Source organism: Celeribacter marinus (assembly GCF_965656515.1).
Classification (GTDB): domain Bacteria; phylum Pseudomonadota; class Alphaproteobacteria; order Rhodobacterales; family Rhodobacteraceae; genus Celeribacter; species Celeribacter marinus_D.
This window is the reverse complement of the sequence record NZ_CBFHKW010000013.1, coordinates 13,190-31,729: the sequence shown is the minus strand read 5'-3', so window position 1 is coordinate 31,729 and position 18,540 is coordinate 13,190. Positions and strand designations below refer to the sequence as shown.

Below are 18,540 nucleotides of genomic sequence, written 5' to 3'. Positions count from 1 at the left end.
ATTACAAACCCTTTTGCGCGTTTTTCTTCGCGGACTTTAACTTTTCAAATAATCTAACGGCGAGCCCCGCCTTGTTCACCTGTTTTGCGCGGGCAATGGCCAATGCGCCGTCTTCGACATGTGAGGTGATGACGGACCCGCTTGCGGTCATGGCGTCATCGCCCACGGTCACGGGGGCTACGAGCATTGTGTTTGACCCGATAAAGGCATTTCGCCCGATGGTCGTTTTGTGTTTGAACACGCCGTCATAGTTGCAGGTGATTGTGCCTGCGCCGACATTTGTGCCGTCACCAATATCCGCATCACCGATGTAGGTGAGGTGGTTGACCTTGGTGCCTTCGCCGATGCGCGCGTTCTTGATCTCGACGAAATTGCCGACATGGGCGTTGTTCGACAATTCCGCACCCGGGCGCAGACGCGCATAGGGACCAACCGTGGCACCCATCGAGACGTGACAGCCCTCAAGGTGGGAAAAGGCGCGAATACGCGCGGTGGATTCCACAGTTACATTAGGGCCAAAGACCACGTTGGGTTCAATGATTGCATCGCGCCCCACATAGGTGTCGAGTGAGAAAAAGACGGTTTCGGGCGCGGTTAACGTGACGCCGTTGTCCAAGGCCTCGGCACGTTTGGCGGATTGGAAAATACCTTCGGCGCGAGCGAGTTCGGCGCGCGTGTTAATGCCAAGCGTCTCGGCCTCATCACAGGTCACTGCAGTTGCGGTTTTGCCGGCGGCCCATGCCAATTCCACGATATCGGTGAGGTAGTATTCGCCGGACGCGTTGTCGTTCCCGACCGCATCAATCAGTGCGAACAGGGTTTGGGCATTGGCGCAGACCACGCCCGAATTGCATAGTGTGATGGCGCGCTGGGCATCATTAGCGTCTTTATATTCCACGATCCGCTCGAGTGTGTCGCCCGATGTGACAAGGCGCCCGTAGCGACCTGCGTCAGCCGCTTCAAACCCTAACACCACAACGTCATGGGTGGCGCGCGCGGCGATCATGTTCGTCAGTGTCTGGGACGTGACAAACGGGGTATCGCCGTACAAGACAAGCGCGTCACCGTCAAAATCGACAAGCGCAGCGCGGGCTTGGGCCACGGCATGCGCGGTGCCCAGTTGTTCGGTTTGGTGCGCGATCACTATAGTGTCGTCGATCTTGCGGGCAGCGGTCTCGACCAAATCGCCGCCGTGACCGACCACCAATACGGTTTTTTCAGGCTCAAGGGCGGCCCCTGCGTTTAGAGCATGGGCGAACAGTGGCGCGTTTGCGACCTCGTGCAGCACCTTTGGCAGGTCGGAATTCATGCGGCTGCCTTGGCCTGCGGCTAAAATGATAAGGGCGGTCGTCATCTAAATGTACCAATCTGCTCTTTTAATAATATATACGCCGTTTTACCGATAGCGCACAGCGCCGCAAGGGGCGGGGCTTCACTAATTTTGTCGCTGCGTTACATATGGTCGGCATAATTTTGCGCAGTGGCGGGCGCGAGGATAGGGAGAGACGCAGGTGCGGACAGTTATTTTTGATCTCGACGGGACACTTGCGGATACGTCCGCCGATCTGATTGCCTCGGCCAACGCGTGTTTTCGGGGGCTTGGGTATGGCGATGTGCTTGATCCGGTGGCCGATGCCAAAACGGCGTTTCGAGGCGGGCGGGCCATGCTTGCGCTCGGCTTCGGGCGTGTGCGTCCTGCGTTCACCCAAGAGGACGTGTCGGCGCAGTACCCCGTTTTGCTCGACGCCTATAGCGAAGCGATTGATGTGCATACGCGCTTGTATGAGGGTGCGGCCGAGGCGGTCGAGGCCTTGCGGCGTGATGGGTACGCGGTTGGCGTGTGTACGAACAAGCCCGAAGCCCTCGCTGACCGGCTTTTGGTCTCGCTTGGCATTCGTGATCTGTTTGCCTCCATGATTGGAGCGCAAACCGTTGGTGTCAGCAAACCCGACCCAAAGCCCTATATCGCAGCGGTCGAGGAGGCGGGCGGCGTTGTCGCACAAAGCTTTATCGTCGGAGACACCGAGACGGACCGCAAAACCGCGCGGGCGGCGGGGGTGCCCTGTGCGCTTGTCACGTTCGGGCCAGATGGATCTGATGTGCGCGATCTCGCACCCGAGGCGTTGTTGGATCACTACCGCGATCTTGGTCGCATCACTAAGGATCTGATCGGATGAGCGGTGAGGTTTTTCGCGGAAATTTCACGCAACAAGAGCCAATTCCCGAAGAGGCGATTGAGCGGGCCGTTGAGGTTTTGCGCTCGGGGCGGCTGCATCGGTACAACGTTCTGCCAGATGAGGCGGGCGAAGTTGCGCTTTTGGAACAAGAGTTTGCCGCTCTGACGGGCGCGCGCTACGCACTTGCTGTGGCGTCGGGGGGGTATGCGTTGGGGTGTGCCTTGCGTGCGGTCGGGGTCGCGCATGGCGATGCCGTTTTGACCAATGCATTCACGCTTGCCCCTGTGCCTGGTGCGATTGCCTCCGTGGGGGCGCGGTCGGTCTTTGTGGGCGTCACCGAGGGTCTGGTCATTGATCTGGATGATCTTCAGGTCAAGATCGCAGACAGTGGCGCGCGGGTTTTGATGCTGTCGCATATGCGCGGTCACATCGTCGATATGGATGCGCTGATGTATATCTGTAATGGCGCGGGCGTGACGGTGATCGAGGATTGCGCCCACACCATGGGGGCCACATGGGACGGGGTTCCGTCAGGGCGTCATGGCACGATCGCATGTTATTCAACGCAGACCTATAAGCATATCAATTCGGGCGAGGGCGGTTTGCTTGTCACGGACGATGACGAAATCGCGGCAAAAGCCATCTTATTGTCGGGATCGTACATGTTATACGGGGCGCACACCGCGCGCCCGCCGCTCGATGTGTTCGAAAAGGTCAAGTATGACACGCCCAATGTGTCGGGCCGTATGGATCATTTGCGCGCGGCGATCTTGCGTGTGCAGCTGCGTCACCTTCCCGATCAAGTCGAGAATTGGAACGCGCGCTACCGCGTGGTGGAGGAGGGGGTGCGCGATGTTGCGGGCCTCACGTTGATTGATCGTCCACAACAAGAGGGCTTTGTCGGCTCGTCTATCCAGTTTCTATTGCTCGATTGGGCCGACGAGCGGATCGAAGCCGTGGTTGCGGCGTGCAAAGCGCGTGGTGTCGAATTGAAATGGTTTGGCGCCCCTGATCCTGTTGCATTTACATCGCGTTATGACAGTTGGCGCTACGCCGATCCGCAACCCTTGCCCGAGAGTGACCGCGTGTTGCGTGCCATTGTAGACATGCGCCTTCCGCTTACGTTTTCATTGGACGATTGCGCTCTGATTGCGCGCATCATCAAGGACGAAGTTGTGCGGATACATTAGGTGTTTGCGCTAAACCTAAGTAAAAAAGTCAGTTAAGTGCAAGTGCCCATAACTCGAATCGACCATTTGGCCCCGCAACATGCCGCCGTGCAGCTTTTTCTAAAATGACTTTAACTAAAGTCATGCAAAACCAAGCAAACACCAATAAATACGGACATAAAAAACGGCGCGTTTGGTTGACCATAATGTCGCAGAGGGCTAAACCACCGTTAGCTTAAGCCACGCGTCCCACATAGCTATCTCGCTGACAGGGACGCAACTTTAAGGAGCCGCTCGTGGAAGACTTGCTTCGGGATTACCTTCCCATCGTCATTTTCCTAGGCCTCGCCATCGCGCTAGGTCTCGTGTTCATTTTCGCAGCCCTCATCATCGCCGTTCGAAATCCTGACCCTGAAAAAGTGTCGGCTTACGAATGTGGCTTTAACGCCTTTGATGATGCACGCATGAAGTTTGACGTCCGGTTTTATCTGGTATCGATCCTCTTCATCATCTTCGATTTGGAAATCGCATTCCTGTTCCCTTGGGCCGTCGCGTTCAAGGATGTCGGTATTGTGGGCTTCTGGTCGATGATCGTGTTCTTGGGTGTTCTCACCGTGGGCTTTGCCTATGAGTGGAAGAAAGGGGCGCTAGAATGGGCGTGATTACAACGCAGAATTCCGCCGGTGTGGACAAAGAGCACTCAACGCAGGTGCTCAACAAGGAGTTGCAGGACAAAGGGTTTCTGCTGACCTCCTCAGAAGATATTATCAACTGGGCGCGTACCGGCTCGCTTCACTGGATGACCTTTGGTCTGGCGTGCTGCGCGGTCGAGATGATGCACACTTCCATGCCCCGTTATGACCTTGAGCGCTACGGCACTGCGCCGCGCGCCTCTCCGCGTCAGTCCGATCTAATGATCGTTGCGGGCACATTGACCAACAAAATGGCACCGGCGCTCCGCAAAGTGTACGACCAGATGCCCGAGCCGCGTTATGTGATCTCCATGGGGTCGTGTGCAAACGGTGGCGGTTACTATCACTATAGCTATTCGGTAGTGCGTGGCTGTGACCGTATTGTGCCTGTGGACATCTATGTTCCGGGGTGCCCACCCACGGCTGAGGCGTTGATGTATGGCGTGTTGCAATTGCAACGCAAAATCCGCCGCACCGGCACGATTGCCCGATAGGAGGGGATGAGATGACTGAAGCACTTCAGGAGCTTGCCGCTCATATTGAACTCAAACGCCCCGATGATGTTGTCTCGTCGGAGATCTCGTTTGGCGAGCTGACCGTAACTGTGGCCGCGTCGAAAATTGTGGATTTCGTTGAATTTCTCAAAACGGATGCCACGTGCAAGTTTTCGTCGCTCGTGGATATCACGGCGATTGATTACCCGTCGCGGGCGCAGCGGTTTGATGTGGTCTACCACTTCTTGTCGATGTACCAAAATCACCGCATTCGTGTGCGTGCCGCGGTGCGTGAAGACGAAACAATTGCGTCAATCATGCCTGTGCATCCCTCGGCCAACTGGTTCGAGCGCGAAGTGTTCGACATGTTCGGGATCATCTTTTCGGGTCATCCGGATTTGCGCCGCTTGCTCACGGACTACGGCTTTCGCGGCCATCCGTTGCGCAAAGATTTTCCGACGACTGGTTATACCGAAGTGCGCTATGACGAAGAGCTCAAGCGCGTGGTGTACGAGCCTGTTTCGTTGACACAAGAATACCGCCAGTTCGACAATCTCTCTCCATGGGAGGGCGCGCATTACATCCTTCCAGGGGATGAGAAGGGCGATGGCGACAAGGCAGGGGCGTAACCGCGGTGCGGTTGTGCGACACGGCGTTGGGATATCTCGACGCATAGGAATGACGAGCGTTGCGGCGTCGCGGGATTGATCTCGCGCCGCTCAAGCGCTTTTTGATGACAAGACTTTTGATCAAAAGCCCATCGGGTGGCGATCAATTGGAGAAAGGTCTGATGATGGACGGTAACTTCGACGACGCGCAATCGGGCGAGCAGAAGATCCGCAATTTCAACATCAACTTCGGCCCGCAGCACCCTGCGGCGCACGGGGTGCTTCGTATGGTTCTGGAGCTTGATGGCGAGATCGTGGAACGTGCTGACCCGCATATCGGCCTGCTTCACCGCGGCACCGAAAAGCTGATGGAAAGCCGGACCTATCTGCAAAACCTGCCGTATCTCGACCGCCTCGACTATGTGGCACCGATGAACCAAGAACATGCATGGTGCATGGCCATTGAACGCCTCGCAGGGGTTGAGGTGCCGCGCCGCGCCTCCCTCATTCGTGTGCTGTATTCCGAGATTGGGCGCGTGCTCAACCACCTGTTGAACGTCACGACACAGGCGATGGACGTGGGGGCACTCACGCCGCCATTGTGGGGCTTTGAAGAGCGCGAAAAGCTCATGATTTTCTATGAACGTGCCTGTGGTGCGCGTCTTCACGCCGCGTATTTCCGCCCCGGTGGGGTGCACCAAGACCTGCCCTCGACGTTGCTCGATGATATTGAGGCATGGGCGGATCACTTCCCTAAAATTCTCGCAGACATTCATACGCTGTTGACCGAGAACCGTATTTTTAAACAGCGTAACGCTGATATCGGGATCATCACCGAACAAGAGATCCTTGATTGGGGCTACTCTGGTGTGATGGTGCGTGGCTCTGGTCTGCCGTGGGATTTGCGCCGCTCACAGCCATATGAGTGCTACGACGAGTTCGATTTCCAAATCCCAGTTGGCAAAAACGGCGATTGCTACGATCGTTATTTGTGCCGCATGGAAGAGATGACGCAATCGACGTCGATCATCAAACAGGCGATCGCCAAGTTGCGGATGCCCGAGAACCAAGGCGATGTTTTGGCGCGCGGCAAACTGACACCACCTAAACGCTCGGATATGAAAACCTCGATGGAGGCGCTCATCCATCACTTCAAACTCTACACCGAAGGCTTCAAATTGCCTGCAGGTGAGGTGTATGCCGCCGTCGAAGCGCCCAAGGGCGAGTTCGGCGTTTACATGGTCTCTGACGGGACCAACAAACCCTACCGCGCCAAATTGCGTGCGCCCGGGTTCTTGCATCTTCAGTCGATGGATCACGTTGCATCGGGCCACCAGTTGGCCGACGTCGCCGCGATCATCGGGACTATGGACATCGTATTTGGGGAGGTGGACCGCTAATGCTGCGCCGTCTACATGCCGAACAGCCCGAGAGCTTTGAATTTACACCTGCCAACCTTGAATGGGCGAAGGGTCAGATTACGAAATACCCACAGGGTCGCGAGCAATCCGCCGTGATCCCGCTTTTGTGGCGCGCCCAAGAGCAGGAAGGCTGGTTAACCAAGCCTGCGATTGAATACGTGGGCGACATGCTTGGCATGCCGTATATCCGCGTGCTTGAGGTGGCGACCTTCTACTTTATGTTCCAACTTCAGCCTGTTGGGTCCGTGGCCCACATTCAGGTGTGCGGCACCTTGTCGTGCATGATCTGTGGCGCTGAGGATTTGATTGCGGTCTGTAAGGACAAAATCGCGCCGAACGCACATGAATTGTCGGCGGATGGCAAGTTTTCGTGGGAAGAGGTCGAATGTCTGGGCGCCTGTTCAAACGCACCTATGGCGCAGATCGGCAAAGATTACTTTGAAGATTTGACAGCTGAAAATTTTGGCAAGTTGATCGACGACATGGCGGCGGGCCAAGTGCCACTGCCTGGTCCACAAAACGGTCGCTACGCCGCAGAGCCGCTGTCTGGTTTGACATCGTTGACCGATCATGAGGCCGGACGCCCCGCGTATAACGCGTCTGCGCAGCTCGCCCATGATCTTGGCGATACCATCAAGCGGATCGATGGCACCGAAGTGCCGATTCTGACGCCTTGGGTTGTCAAAGGCGGCAAAGCATCCGCCGCAAAGAAAACACCGCCAAAGCCGGCACCCGTGCAAAAGTCCGCCGTTCAACAAGCGGCCGCCGCGAAAAAAGCGGCGAAAGCCGTTGAGGCGCCAAAGCCGGCAGCCGCGCCAAAGCCTGCTGCATCAAAGGCTGATGCGACCGCATCCGAAGGCAAAAAACCACGCACCATGAGCGCTCCGCGCAAAGCGGGTGCGGATGATTTGAAAATGCTCAAAGGGGTCGGTCCCAAATTGGAGCAGACGCTCAATGCACTTGGGTTCTACCACTTTGATCAAGTTGCCAAATGGACAGCGGACGAGATCAAATGGGTTGATGACAACCTGAGATTCAAAGGTCGTATTGAACGCGATGGCTGGGTAGAGCAGGCTAAAATCCTCGCAGAGGGTGGTCAAACCGAGTTTTCAAAGCGCGCGAAGTATTAAGATAGCGAGCCAAAGAGCCAAAAGGCCGAAGTGCTAAAGGTCAATAGGGACAAGGGACTAGGAGTTCGATATGAGTGATAGTAATTCTGGAAAGACGTCGAAAATTTGGCTGATCTCAGCCATCTGTGGGGTGCTTGCGTTCTTGGCGCTGTTGTTCATCGCGAGCTATTCAACGGTTGCATCACTGATTATCGGCGTCCTCGTCGCATTGCTTGTGGCGATTTTGTTGTGGATTGGCTGGTACGATGAGCCCGTCCAAGACGCACCTTCCAGTGCCGCGTCGCAGTCTGCCGTGTCTGCGACAAGTACGGGTGCGGTGACCGGATCTGTGTCTGCAACCCCCGCGACTGCACCCGCAGGCCTGATGTCGACACCCAATGCGGTGACGACTGATACGCCCGTAGCGCCAGCGTCCAAAACCGTGACACCGAAAGCCAAAAAAGCGGCTCCCCAAAAGGCAACTGCGCCAAAGGCGAAAGCGACAGAGGCGAAAGCACCAGTCGCGAAGGCGGCAGCGCCTAAGAAAACAGCAGCAAAATCGACCAAACCGAAAGCCGCTACGACATCGACGGCGGCAAGCCCGGCTCCTGTGGAGGTCGCTGCTAAACCTGCAAAAGCGCCAGCGAAGGCTAAAGCCGCAGCCAAAGAAAAAGCTCCCGCCAAAGAAAAAGCGCCCGCCAAAGCTGCCGCAAAAGCCAAAGCTACACCTGCAAAGGCCAAAGCAGCGGCTCAATCCGCGCCAGCTAAAGCGGCTCCGGCAACGGCAAAGGCGGCGACACCGAAAGCCGCAGCCAAGGCCAAGCCCTCAGCTAAAGCATCCGCAAAACCCGCAGCAAAATCCGCATCGGCATCGCCCAAGCGCGCGCCGGTTTCCGCCGATGGCAACCCGTCAGATGTGGTGCTAAGTGCAGCGCGTGACGGCAAAGCGGACGATTTGAAAATGCTCAAAGGTGTCGGCCCAAAGATTGAGGCGCAATTGCATGCCCTCGGGTTCTACCACTTTGATCAAATCGCATCTTTGCGCAAAAAAGAAACCGAATGGCTTGACGAAAAACTCGTGGGCACCTCGGCACGTCAGATTGAGACATGGAAACCCGATGCAAAGACACTCGCAGCGGGCGGCCAAACCGAATTCTCCAAGCGCGCGAAATACTAAGCGCTTTGGGATATAAGATACGATGAGTTCCGATACAGAGATCCGTCTCGCCAAAAAGGCCCGTTTTGTCGGGTTTGTGATGGCCGCAACGATGGTGATCTGGCTCGGGGCTCAGTGGGTCGGGGGAAAGATGGGACTGCCCGTGCGGTTCGTGTTTCTCTTTGACCTCGCAGCGCTCGGTGCATTTGCGTGGGCGTTTGTGAACATTTACCAGATCTGGCGCGCGCGCCAGCAAGGCTGAAGGAAGTAGACCAATGCTTAAGGATCAGGATCGGATCTTTACCAATATCTACGGGATGCATGACCGCTCCCTGAAGGGTGCGCAGGCGCGTGGACATTGGGACGGCACGGCCGCCATTCTCCAAAAGGGACGCGATTGGATCGTGGACCAGATGAAGGCATCGGGACTGCGCGGACGCGGTGGCGCGGGTTTCCCCACCGGCCTCAAATGGTCCTTTATGCCAAAGGAAAGCGATGGTCGCCCGTCCTACCTTGTCATCAATGCCGATGAGTCCGAGCCAGGCACGTGTAAAGACCGCGAGATCATGCGCCATGATCCGCACACCCTAATCGAGGGCGCGTTGATTGCGTCTTTCGCGATGAATGCCAACGCCGCCTATATCTATATTCGTGGTGAGTACATTCGCGAAAAAGAAGCGTTGCAAAACGCCATTGATGAGGCCTATGCGGCGGGGTTCCTTGGCCGCAATGCGTGCAAATCGGGCTACGATTTCGACCTCTATTTGCACCACGGTGCGGGCGCGTATATTTGCGGCGAAGAGACCGCATTGATCGAAAGCCTTGAGGGCAAAAAAGGCATGCCACGGATGAAGCCGCCGTTCCCTGCGGGCGCCGGTCTTTATGGCTGTCCGACCACGGTGAACAACGTGGAATCTATCGCGGTAGTGCCGACGATTTTGCGCCGTGGCCCTGAGTGGTTCGCGGGCTTTGGCCGTCCGAACAATGCGGGCACCAAACTGTTCGCGATCTCGGGTCATGTCAACAATCCGTGCGTTGTCGAAGAGGCAATGTCGATCTCGTTCGAAGAGCTGATTGAAAAGCATTGCGGTGGTATTCGCGGCGGTTGGGACAACCTCAAAGCAGTGATCCCCGGTGGCTCCTCTGTGCCCTGTGTGCGCGGCGAGGACATGAAAGACGCGATCATGGATTTCGATTACTTACGCGGTGAATTGGGCTCTGGCCTTGGCACTGCCGCCGTAATCGTCATGGACAAATCGACCGACATTATCAAAGCCATTCACCGCCTGTCGAAGTTCTACAAACATGAGAGCTGTGGACAGTGTACACCGTGCCGCGAAGGCACGGGCTGGATGATGCGCGTCATGGACCGTCTGGTCAAAGGCGAGGCAGATCTCGAGGAAATCGACATGCTGTGGGACGTGACCAAGCAGGTTGAGGGCCACACGATTTGTGCGCTCGGTGACGCTGCCGCGTGGCCGATCCAAGGCTTGATCAAGAACTTCCGCGACGAAATCGAAGACCGTATCAAAACCCAAAAATCGGGCCGGTCCGGCGCGATGGCTGCGGAGTAAGATATGAACATGTGTCGTGTTGTCCTCTCATCACTCTTAAGCGCCGCGTTTTTAGTCGCGCCGCTTTCCGCATCGGCATTGCCGGCGCTATCGAGTGTCAAAGAGATCGACAACAACATGTTGTTCGTCGGGATTGCGATCGAGATTGCGGATGAATGCCCGACGATTTCGGCACGCACGCTCAAAGGGTTGAACTTTCTTTGGACGCTCAAGGCAGTGGCCTCGGAGATGGGATATTCGAACGACCAGATCGAGGCCTACGTCAAAAGCAAAGACGAAAAGGCCCGCATTCGCGCCGCAGGGGCAGATTATGCCCGTGCACGCGGTGTCGATCCGACAACATCCGCAGGGCTGTGTGCCTTGGGGGAGATGGAAATCGCGAAGGGCAGTGTGATTGGATCACTGTTGCGCGCGAAGTGAACATGAGCGCGCGTGGTGACACGAGCGCAGATAATAGACTGGGCGCATAAGCGTCTGAACTGGCTGGCGGGACGATCCCAATTGGCCGCGAAGAACAGGTGATTGACTATGGCAGACAAGCGCAAAATCATCATTGACGGGACCGAAGTTGAGGTCGATCCGGCGATGACCATCCTTCAGGCTTGCGAAGTTGCAGGCATCGAAGTGCCCCGTTTTTGCTACCACGAACGCCTCTCGATTGCGGGAAACTGCCGCATGTGTCTTGTCGAGGTTGTTGGCGGTCCGCCCAAACCCGCAGCAAGCTGTGCGATGCAGGTCAAAGACATGCGCCCCGGCCCTGAGGGTCAGCCGCCTGTGGTGAAAACCAACTCGCCGATGGTCAAAAAAGCCCGCGAGGGCGTGATGGAGTTCTTGCTCATCAACCACCCGCTTGATTGTCCGATCTGTGACCAAGGCGGCGAATGCGATTTGCAAGACCAAGCCATGGCGTACGGCGTTGATTTCTCGCGCTACCGCGAACCCAAACGTGCGTCGACCGAATTGAACCTTGGTCCGCTGGTTGGCACCGCCATGACACGTTGTATTTCGTGCACGCGCTGTGTGCGTTTCACCTCCGAGGTCGCGGGCATTACCCAGATGGGCCAAACGGGGCGCGGCGAAGATAGCGAAATCACAAGCTATCTGGACCAGACGCTCAAATCGAACCTTCAGGGCAATATCATTGATCTGTGTCCCGTTGGGGCGCTGACATCGAAGCCCTACGCCTTTACCGCGCGTCCATGGGAATTGACCAAGACCGAGACCATCGACGTGATGGATGCGCTTGGCTCCAACATCCGTGTCGACACAAAGGGCCGCGAAGTGATGCGCATTTTGCCGCTCAATCATGACGGCGTGAACGAAGAGTGGATTTCCGACAAGACCCGTTTTGTGTGGGACGGTCTGCGCCGTCAGCGCCTTGATACGCCATATGTGCGTGAAAACGGCAAGCTGCGCAAAGCCACATGGGCAGAGGCGCTCAATGCGGCTGCTGCGGGCCTCAAAGGCAAAAAGGTTGCGGGTCTGATCGGTGATCTGGTTCCCGTCGAGGCGTCTTTTGCGCTTAAACAATTGGTTGAGGGTCTTGGCGGCAACGTCGAATGTCGCACTGATGGCGCGAAACTGCCCGCTGGTAACCGCTCCGGTTATGTCGGCACGGCGTCCATCGCGGATATCGACGATGCTGAATACATCCAGTTGATCGGCACCAACCCGCGTGACGAATCGCCTGTGCTCAACGCACGGATCCGCAAAGCGTGGTTGAACGGCGCCAAAGTTGGCCTGATCGGCGAAGCGGTTGATCTGACCTATGACTATGTCCACGTCGGCACCGATCGCGCCGCTCTCGAAGAGCTGGCAGATCATACCTCCGGTCCGGTCGATGACGCGAATTCCGTGATTATCGTGGGGCAGGGTGCCCTGACAGAAGCCGATGGCGAGGCGGTCTTGTCGCTTGCAATGAAAATGGCTGAAGCTACGAAATCCAAGTTGATGATTTTGCACACAGCTGCGGCGCGTGTTGGCGCAATGGATGTGGATGCGGTCACTGCGGGCGGCTTCACAAAGGCGCTCGATGGGGCTGAAGCCGTTTACAATCTAGGTGCGGACGAAGTTGAAATTGGCGATGGCGTGTTTGTCGTCTACCAAGGCTCGCATGGGGATCGTGGCGCGCACCGCGCTGACGTGATCTTGCCTGCTGCCGCCTACACTGAGGAAAACGGTCTGTTCGTTAACACCGAAGGCCGCCCACAACTTGCGCTTCGTGCGTCCTTCCCTCCGGGTGACGCGAAAGAGAACTGGGCGATTTTGCGGGCCTTGTCTGCCGAGCTTGGCGCGCCATTGGCGTTTGATAGCCTTGCCGCACTGCGCCGTGATTTGAGCGCAGCCGTGCCACATCTTGCGCAGGTTGATCAGGTGGTCGAGAACACATGGACGCCGATTGCCGTCAAGAAACCTGCGAAAGCAGAGTTCAGAAACGCGGTTAAGGATTTCTATCTGACCAACCCGATTGCACGTGCGTCCGCCTTGATGGCGGAACTGTCTGCGGGAGCCAAGGCGCGCACAACACAAGACGTGGCGGCTGAATAATGACTGTCCACGGGATCACATATCGCACTTTGGGAACGGGCGTGGCGCTTGCCGCTGCGGCGCTTCTTGGGGCGTGTGTGGCCCCGACGGATGGCTCCGCTACGAGTGATCGTGTGGTGAACAACAATAAGGTTTACCGTGGCGTGGATACGCGCCTTTTGGACGGTGATCTGGTGAATTTTCACGTCTCCATGACGGGGACGGAAGATAAAAACGAGGTGGCTGACTACGCACAATGCGCAGCGGCTCAATATGCGCTGATCCGTGGATTCGGATTTGCGCGTCATGTGCGCACAAATGTCGCATATGAGGGTGGAATTTGGCGCGCGGATGCTGTTTACACCATCTCGTCAGCGCTCCCCGAAGGTTTGCGAACGATCGACGCAGAAGTCGTCGTTGCAAACTGTAGGGACAACAAGATACCGACGGTGTGAAAGGCTGAAAAATGGTCGAATTTTTCACGACAACAAATCTCGGGATAGCTCTCCTGATCCTCGGACAATGTCTGCTGGTTCTGGTGCCGCTATTCGTAGCGCTCGCCTTCTTGATGTATGGCGACCGTAAGATCTGGGCAGCTGTCCAGATGCGCAAAGGCCCCAATATTGTGGGCGTGTTCGGTCTGTTGCAGTCCTTTGCGGACTTCATCAAATACATCGTGAAAGAGGTGGTCGTGCCTGCAGGGGCCGACAAGTTCGTGTTCTACCTTGCCCCCATGATCTCATTCGTGACCGCCTGTATCGCCTGGGTCGTGATCCCGTGGAATGACGGATGGGTGATTGCCGATCTCAACGTGGCGATCCTCTATGTCTTTGCTGTGTCCTCGTTGGAGGTCTACGGCGTGATCATGGGCGGTTGGGCGTCGAACTCCAAATACCCGTTCCTTGGTGCGTTGCGCTCCGCCGCACAGATGATTTCCTACGAAGTTTCGATTGGTTTGATCATTATCGGTGTCGTTTTGTCGTCCGGTTCAATGAACTTTGGCCAGATCGTTGCGGCGCAAGATGGCCGTTTTGGTATCTTCTCGTGGTACTGGGTCGCGCACTTCCCCATGGTTGTGTTGTTCTTTATCTCTGCGTTGGCCGAAACAAACCGCCCCCCGTTCGATCTGCCTGAGGCGGAATCGGAATTGGTGGCTGGCTATCAGGTTGAATACTCGTCCACGCCCTTCCTCTTGTTCATGATGGGCGAGTTGATGGCGGTGGTGTTGATGTGTGCGCTGGTGTCCTTGCTCTTCTTTGGTGGTTGGTTGTCCCCTGTGCCGGGATTGCCTGACGGCATCTTGTGGTTCGTGCTCAAAATACTGTTCTTCTTCTTCATCTTCTCGATGGTGAAGGCGATTACACCGCGCTACCGCTATGACCAGTTGATGCGCATCGGTTGGAAAGTGTTCTTGCCGCTGTCACTCGGTTGGGTCGTACTCGTCGCATTCTTTGCTCAATACGGTGCGTTCGGTGGGGCCTATGCCCGCTGGGCGATTGGAGGCTAAGTCATGGCTATGGATTATACCCGCGCCGCGAAATACTTCTTGATGACGGATATCATTGCGGGCTTTCGCATTGGGTTGCGGTATTTCTTTTCACCCAAGGTGACGATCAATTATCCGCACGAAAAGGGGCCACTCAGCCCGCGTTTTCGTGGCGAACATGCGTTGCGCCGGTATCCCAATGGCGAAGAGCGCTGTATCGCGTGCAAATTGTGCGAGGCGATTTGCCCCGCGCAGGCGATCACCATCGATGCGGAACCGCGCGATGACGGATCCCGCCGCACCACGCGCTATGATATTGATATGACGAAATGCATCTATTGCGGATTTTGCCAAGAGGCCTGTCCCGTGGATGCGATCGTCGAAGGCCCGAACTTTGAGTTTGCCACTGAATCGCGCGAGGAGCTGTTCTACGACAAGGACAAGCTTTTGGATAACGGCGCACGGTGGGAAGCTGAAATTGCCCGCAACCTCGAACTCGACGCGCCATATCGCTAAGATCACAACAACAGGACCGAGTATTCTTTGATGACCGACTTTTCAAAACTCTTTGGACAGATGATGGAACAGGGCCAGAAAATGGCCGCTGAGATCAATCCGTCGATGGCGACATTCTCGCCGGCGGGTTTTGACAAAATGTTCCCCTCCATGACCAAAGAGTACATGGACATGATCTGGGGCAACGCGTTCAACAAAGACGGTCTTGATGCCAAAACGCGGCTTTTGGTCGTGCTCGCGGGCCTCACCGCCCAAGGCGTGCAGGCCGAAGCCCCATTTAAAATGACCGTGCGCCACGCACTCGAGGCGGGTGCCACACAAAAAGAGGTCGCGGAAGTGATCTATCAAATGTCAATGCTCGGCGGCTTGCCCGCTATGTCTAAAGCGCTCGACTTCGCCAACGAAGTGTTCGCCGAACAGCAGGAGGACAGTGAATGACTGTCGTTGATTTCGCATTCTATTGTTTTGCCATCCTGATGCTGACGGGGGCGCTGTTCACGGTTGTGGCGCGCAATCCCGTGCACTCGGTGCTGTGGTTGATCTTAACGTTTTTGTCGGCATCCGGCCTCTTTGTGCTCTTGGGCGCTGAGTTCGTCGCGATGCTGTTGATCATCGTCTATGTGGGGGCGGTGATGGTTCTGTTCTTGTTTGTCGTCATGATGCTCGATGTTGATTTTGCCGAGCTCAAGGCGGGAATGGCGCAGTATCTGCCCTTTGCCATTTTGATGGCCATTGTTGTCCTGCTTCAATTCGGGATTGCCTTTGGCGATTGGCACGCGGCCGATGGCGCACAGGCGTTGCGCGGGGCAATCACACCCGAGGATGTCCACAACACGGCCGCTTTGGGTCAGTTGATGTATGACGACTATCTGATGCTATTCCAACTGTCGGGTCTGATCCTGTTGGTTGCCATGATCGGTGCGATTGTATTGACGTTGCGCCACCGCACAGACGTCAAACGCCAGAACGTTCTGGCCCAGATGCACCGCGATCCGGCCAAGGCGATGGAACTAAAAGACGTGAAACCGGGGCAGGGGCTTTAGGCCAACTGACCCAGACTATGAATATGGGGCGATGCTAAAGTCGCTTTGAGCCAAAGCCACCACCGTGTGGCGCAAGTAAAGAACTGAGGGACGACATGGTCGGACTTGAACATTATCTGGCAGTCGCAGGTGCGCTGTTTGTGATCGGGATTTTCGGTCTCTTTTTGAACCGGAAAAACGTCATTATCATTTTGATGTCTATTGAGATGATCTTGTTGTCGGTCAACATCAACCTTGTCGCCTTCTCCTCCTTTGCGGGGGATCTTGTTGGGCAAATCTTTACGATGTTGGTTCTGACTGTCGCTGCCGCCGAGGCTGCGATTGGTTTGGCCATTCTCGTCGGCTTCTTCCGCAATCGCGGCACGATCGACGTCGAAGACGTCAACGTGATGAAAGGGTAAGGGCACATGGAAACGATAATCCTCTTCGCCCCATTGGTGGGTGCCATTATCGCAGGTTTCGGCTGGCGTGTGATTGGCGAGCGCAATGCGCAAGTTTTGACCGCGGGCCTGTTGTTCCTCGCGTGTCTTCTATCGTGGGTCGTATTCCTCGGCTTGGACGCGTCAACGGTCAAACACATCACCGTCATGAAATGGATGGAAAGCGGGTCGCTCTCCGTCGATTGGGGGATCCGCATGGATCGCCTCACCTCGATCATGCTGATTGTCGTGACAACTGTGTCCGCACTCGTTCACCTCTATTCATTCGGCTACATGGCGCACGATTCCCAGTTTGGCGATGACGAGCCATATCGCGCACGTTTCTTTGCCTATTTGTCGTTCTTCACATTCACGATGCTTATGCTCGTGACCGCCGACAACCTTGCTCAAATGTTCTTTGGCTGGGAAGGTGTGGGTCTGGCGTCCTATTTGCTCATCGGCTTCTATTTCAAGAAACCATCAGCCGGTGCCGCGTCGATGAAAGCCTTCATCGTCAACCGCGTTGGTGACTTCGGTTTCGCGCTCGGCATCTTTGGCCTGTTCTATCTGACCGATAGCATCGACATGGATACCGTGTTTGCCAAAGCGCCCGAGCTTGCGAATACGCAATTGCATTTCTTGTGGACCGAATGGAACGCGGCCAACCTGTTGGCGTTCCTTCTCTTCGTGGGTGCCATGGGCAAATCGGCGCAGCTGTTCTTGCACACATGGCTACCTGACGCGATGGAAGGCCCGACACCTGTGTCGGCGCTGATCCACGCCGCGACCATGGTGACCGCGGGTGTATTCCTTGTGTGCCGTATGTCGCCGTTGTTCGAATATGCGCCGCAGGCCCAAACATTCATTGTCTATATCGGGGCCTCCACCGCGTTTGTCGCCGCGACAATCGGTCTGGTTCAAAACGATATCAAGCGCGTCATTGCCTACTCAACCATGTCCCAACTGGGGTACATGTTTGTGGCGGCGGGTGTGGGCGCCTACGGTCCGGCTATGTTCCACCTTTTGACGCACGCCTTCTTTAAAGCGATGTTGTTCTTGGGCGCGGGCTCGGTCATTCACGCGATGCACCACGAGCAGGACATGCGCCACTACGGTGGTCTGCGCAAAAAGATCCCGATGACATATTACGCGATGTTGATCGGCACGCTGGCCATTACGGGTGTTGGGATTCCTCTTACGCACATCGGTTTTGCGGGCTTCTTGTCCAAAGATGCGATCATTGAAAGTGCGTATGCGTCCGGTGTTGGCTATGCCTTCTGGATGCTGGTTATCGCGGCCTTGTTTACGTCCTTCTACTCGTGGCGCCTGATGTTCCTCACGTTCTTTGGTAAGGCGCGCGGCGATCACCACACGCACGACCACGCGCATGAAAGCCCGATGGTTATGCTCGTTCCGCTCGGTGTGCTCGCCCTCGGCGCGGTGTTCTCCGGTATGGTCTGGTATGGCTCGTTCTTTGGCGACCACGACAAACACAACGCGTTCTTTGGCATTCCGGCGCATCACGCCGAGGCGGACGCCGCACATGGTGAGGCAGCAGATAGCCACGCATCGGAGGCCGCAGACACGCATGATATGGCCGACGAGGGTCATGCTCAGATGGGCGAGGCACCACAAGGTGCCATCTTTATCGCCGCTGACAACACTGTGATGGATGACGCGCACCATGCCCCAACATGGGTTAAGGTCTCGCCATTTGTTGCGATGCTGATCGGCTTTATCACCGCGTGGATGTTCTACATTAAGGACACACGCCTGCCCAAACGCCTCTCGACCGCTCAGCCCGTGCTCTACGATTTCCTACTCAATAAGTGGTATTTCGACGAGCTGTACGATCGTATATTTATCCGTCCGTCTTTGGCTCTTGGCCGCTTCTTTTGGAAGCGTGGCGATGAAAAGACGATTGACGGGGCGATTAACGGTGTCGCTTTGGGTATCGTTCCCTTCTTCACGCGCCTCGCGGGTCGCGCGCAGTCGGGCTATTTGTTCACATACGCATTTGCGATGGTATTGGGGATTGTGATCTTGATTACCTGGATGTCGATCGGCGGAGGGTCTCACTAATGGATAACGTCCTGTCCTTCGTTACGTTTCTACCGACTATGGCGGCTTTGGTCCTTGCGCTGTTTTTG

General features: G+C 56.1%; 20 protein-coding genes. 19 read left to right on the top strand and 1 reads right to left on the bottom strand.

Going from position 1 to position 18,540, the window contains the following annotated elements; genetic code table 11:
• Position 1: 1 nt before the first annotated feature.
• Complete coding sequence (gene glmU, locus ACTG34_RS04905) at positions 2 to 1,354, bottom strand: bifunctional UDP-N-acetylglucosamine diphosphorylase/glucosamine-1-phosphate N-acetyltransferase GlmU (RefSeq protein ID WP_439103880.1); 1,353 nt, start codon at positions 1,352 to 1,354, stop codon at positions 2 to 4.
• A 157-nt stretch (positions 1,355 to 1,511) separates the two neighbouring features.
• Between glmU and ACTG34_RS04900 the strand changes: the two genes are divergently transcribed.
• The 19 genes from ACTG34_RS04900 to nuoL all read left to right on the top strand — a co-directional run bounded on the left by ACTG34_RS04900 (position 1,512) and on the right by nuoL (position 18,472).
• Complete coding sequence (locus ACTG34_RS04900; protein WP_439103879.1) at positions 1,512 to 2,177, top strand: HAD-IA family hydrolase; 666 nt, start codon at positions 1,512 to 1,514, stop codon at positions 2,175 to 2,177.
• Positions 2,174 to 3,367 (top strand): DegT/DnrJ/EryC1/StrS family aminotransferase, encoded by a 1,194-nt coding sequence (locus ACTG34_RS04895; protein WP_439103878.1) that lies wholly within the window; start codon positions 2,174 to 2,176, stop codon positions 3,365 to 3,367. The genes ACTG34_RS04900 and ACTG34_RS04895 overlap by 4 nt, the downstream gene beginning before the upstream one ends.
• Before the next feature lie 275 nt (positions 3,368 to 3,642).
• The gene (locus ACTG34_RS04890; RefSeq protein WP_062219336.1) at positions 3,643 to 4,008 is read left to right on the top strand and encodes an NADH-quinone oxidoreductase subunit A; all 366 of its coding nucleotides are present in this window, start codon (positions 3,643 to 3,645) and stop codon (positions 4,006 to 4,008) included.
• Positions 3,999 to 4,532 carry a NuoB/complex I 20 kDa subunit family protein gene (locus tag ACTG34_RS04885; RefSeq protein ID WP_062219334.1) on the top strand — a complete coding sequence of 178 codons (534 nt, stop codon included), beginning with the start codon at positions 3,999 to 4,001 and terminating at the stop codon, positions 4,530 to 4,532. The genes ACTG34_RS04890 and ACTG34_RS04885 overlap by 10 nt, the downstream gene beginning before the upstream one ends.
• 11 nt (positions 4,533 to 4,543) lie before the next feature.
• Complete coding sequence (locus tag ACTG34_RS04880; RefSeq protein WP_439103877.1) at positions 4,544 to 5,161, top strand: NADH-quinone oxidoreductase subunit C; 618 nt, start codon at positions 4,544 to 4,546, stop codon at positions 5,159 to 5,161.
• Positions 5,162 to 5,325: 164 nt separating this feature from the next.
• Positions 5,326 to 6,540 carry an NADH-quinone oxidoreductase subunit D gene (locus tag ACTG34_RS04875; RefSeq protein WP_177205495.1) on the top strand — a complete coding sequence of 405 codons (1,215 nt, stop codon included), beginning with the start codon at positions 5,326 to 5,328 and terminating at the stop codon, positions 6,538 to 6,540.
• A complete protein-coding gene (locus ACTG34_RS04870; protein ID WP_439103876.1) occupies positions 6,540 to 7,691 on the top strand; it encodes an NADH-quinone oxidoreductase subunit E in 1,152 nt (383 codons plus the stop codon). The genes ACTG34_RS04875 and ACTG34_RS04870 overlap by 1 nt, the downstream gene beginning before the upstream one ends.
• A 70-nt stretch (positions 7,692 to 7,761) precedes the next feature.
• Positions 7,762 to 8,847, top strand: a complete 1,086-nt coding sequence (locus ACTG34_RS04865; protein WP_439103875.1) for a hypothetical protein — start codon at positions 7,762 to 7,764, stop codon at positions 8,845 to 8,847.
• Positions 8,848 to 8,869: 22 nt separating this feature from the next.
• Positions 8,870 to 9,088 carry a DUF5337 domain-containing protein gene (locus tag ACTG34_RS04860; protein WP_062219323.1) on the top strand — a complete coding sequence of 73 codons (219 nt, stop codon included), beginning with the start codon at positions 8,870 to 8,872 and terminating at the stop codon, positions 9,086 to 9,088.
• 13 nt (positions 9,089 to 9,101) lie between these two features.
• Positions 9,102 to 10,400 (top strand): NADH-quinone oxidoreductase subunit NuoF, encoded by a 1,299-nt coding sequence (nuoF, locus tag ACTG34_RS04855; protein WP_439103874.1) that lies wholly within the window; start codon positions 9,102 to 9,104, stop codon positions 10,398 to 10,400.
• A 3-nt stretch (positions 10,401 to 10,403) separates the two neighbouring features.
• The gene (locus ACTG34_RS04850; RefSeq protein ID WP_439103873.1) at positions 10,404 to 10,820 is read left to right on the top strand and encodes a DUF5333 domain-containing protein; all 417 of its coding nucleotides are present in this window, start codon (positions 10,404 to 10,406) and stop codon (positions 10,818 to 10,820) included.
• A 108-nt stretch (positions 10,821 to 10,928) separates the two neighbouring features.
• A complete protein-coding gene (gene nuoG, locus ACTG34_RS04845; RefSeq protein ID WP_439103872.1) occupies positions 10,929 to 12,947 on the top strand; it encodes an NADH-quinone oxidoreductase subunit NuoG in 2,019 nt (672 codons plus the stop codon).
• Positions 12,947 to 13,381: a hypothetical protein gene (locus ACTG34_RS04840; protein ID WP_439103871.1), complete on the top strand. Its 435-nt coding sequence runs from the start codon at positions 12,947 to 12,949 to the stop codon at positions 13,379 to 13,381. The genes nuoG and ACTG34_RS04840 overlap by 1 nt, the downstream gene beginning before the upstream one ends.
• Before the next feature lie 11 nt (positions 13,382 to 13,392).
• Positions 13,393 to 14,433: an NADH-quinone oxidoreductase subunit NuoH gene (nuoH, locus tag ACTG34_RS04835; protein ID WP_062219315.1), complete on the top strand. Its 1,041-nt coding sequence runs from the start codon at positions 13,393 to 13,395 to the stop codon at positions 14,431 to 14,433.
• A 3-nt stretch (positions 14,434 to 14,436) separates the two neighbouring features.
• On the top strand, positions 14,437 to 14,928 hold the full coding sequence (gene nuoI, locus ACTG34_RS04830) for an NADH-quinone oxidoreductase subunit NuoI (RefSeq protein ID WP_062219313.1): 492 nt from the start codon (positions 14,437 to 14,439) through the stop codon (positions 14,926 to 14,928).
• Between the two features lie 30 nt (positions 14,929 to 14,958).
• The gene (locus ACTG34_RS04825; RefSeq protein WP_062219311.1) at positions 14,959 to 15,366 is read left to right on the top strand and encodes a carboxymuconolactone decarboxylase family protein; all 408 of its coding nucleotides are present in this window, start codon (positions 14,959 to 14,961) and stop codon (positions 15,364 to 15,366) included.
• Complete coding sequence (locus ACTG34_RS04820) at positions 15,363 to 15,971, top strand: NADH-quinone oxidoreductase subunit J (RefSeq protein WP_439103870.1); 609 nt, start codon at positions 15,363 to 15,365, stop codon at positions 15,969 to 15,971. Before ACTG34_RS04825 ends, ACTG34_RS04820 begins: the two co-directional genes overlap by 4 nt.
• A 95-nt stretch (positions 15,972 to 16,066) precedes the next feature.
• Positions 16,067 to 16,372 (top strand): NADH-quinone oxidoreductase subunit NuoK, encoded by a 306-nt coding sequence (gene nuoK / locus ACTG34_RS04815; protein WP_062219307.1) that lies wholly within the window; start codon positions 16,067 to 16,069, stop codon positions 16,370 to 16,372.
• A gap of 6 nt (positions 16,373 to 16,378) precedes the next feature.
• Positions 16,379 to 18,472 carry an NADH-quinone oxidoreductase subunit L gene (gene nuoL, locus ACTG34_RS04810; RefSeq protein WP_439103869.1) on the top strand — a complete coding sequence of 698 codons (2,094 nt, stop codon included), beginning with the start codon at positions 16,379 to 16,381 and terminating at the stop codon, positions 18,470 to 18,472.
• Positions 18,473 to 18,540: the final 68 nt, after the last annotated feature.

Excerpts from the sequence above, each read along its gene's own strand:
- ACTG34_RS04840 (WP_439103871.1), top strand. The coding sequence starts at position 12,947 with ATGACTGTCCACGGGATCACATATCGCACTTTGGGAACGGGCGTGGCG.
- nuoH (WP_062219315.1), top strand. The coding sequence starts at position 13,393 with ATGGTCGAATTTTTCACGACAACAAATCTCGGGATAGCTCTCCTGATC.
- nuoL (WP_439103869.1), top strand. The coding sequence starts at position 16,379 with ATGGAAACGATAATCCTCTTCGCCCCATTGGTGGGTGCCATTATCGCA.
- ACTG34_RS04850 (WP_439103873.1), top strand. The coding sequence starts at position 10,404 with ATGAACATGTGTCGTGTTGTCCTCTCATCACTCTTAAGCGCCGCGTTT.
- ACTG34_RS04875 (WP_177205495.1), top strand. The coding sequence starts at position 5,326 with ATGGACGGTAACTTCGACGACGCGCAATCGGGCGAGCAGAAGATCCGC.
- ACTG34_RS04880 (WP_439103877.1), top strand. The coding sequence starts at position 4,544 with ATGACTGAAGCACTTCAGGAGCTTGCCGCTCATATTGAACTCAAACGC.
- nuoK (WP_062219307.1), top strand. The coding sequence starts at position 16,067 with ATGGTCGGACTTGAACATTATCTGGCAGTCGCAGGTGCGCTGTTTGTG.
- ACTG34_RS04820 (WP_439103870.1), top strand. The coding sequence starts at position 15,363 with ATGACTGTCGTTGATTTCGCATTCTATTGTTTTGCCATCCTGATGCTG.
- ACTG34_RS04895 (WP_439103878.1), top strand. The coding sequence starts at position 2,174 with ATGAGCGGTGAGGTTTTTCGCGGAAATTTCACGCAACAAGAGCCAATT.
- nuoI (WP_062219313.1), top strand. The coding sequence starts at position 14,437 with ATGGCTATGGATTATACCCGCGCCGCGAAATACTTCTTGATGACGGAT.
- glmU (WP_439103880.1), bottom strand. The coding sequence starts at position 1,354 with ATGACGACCGCCCTTATCATTTTAGCCGCAGGCCAAGGCAGCCGCATG.
- ACTG34_RS04870 (WP_439103876.1), top strand. The coding sequence starts at position 6,540 with ATGCTGCGCCGTCTACATGCCGAACAGCCCGAGAGCTTTGAATTTACA.
- ACTG34_RS04860 (WP_062219323.1), top strand. The coding sequence starts at position 8,870 with ATGAGTTCCGATACAGAGATCCGTCTCGCCAAAAAGGCCCGTTTTGTC.
- ACTG34_RS04885 (WP_062219334.1), top strand. The coding sequence starts at position 3,999 with ATGGGCGTGATTACAACGCAGAATTCCGCCGGTGTGGACAAAGAGCAC.
- nuoF (WP_439103874.1), top strand. The coding sequence starts at position 9,102 with ATGCTTAAGGATCAGGATCGGATCTTTACCAATATCTACGGGATGCAT.
- nuoG (WP_439103872.1), top strand. The coding sequence starts at position 10,929 with ATGGCAGACAAGCGCAAAATCATCATTGACGGGACCGAAGTTGAGGTC.
- ACTG34_RS04825 (WP_062219311.1), top strand. The coding sequence starts at position 14,959 with ATGACCGACTTTTCAAAACTCTTTGGACAGATGATGGAACAGGGCCAG.
- ACTG34_RS04865 (WP_439103875.1), top strand. The coding sequence starts at position 7,762 with ATGAGTGATAGTAATTCTGGAAAGACGTCGAAAATTTGGCTGATCTCA.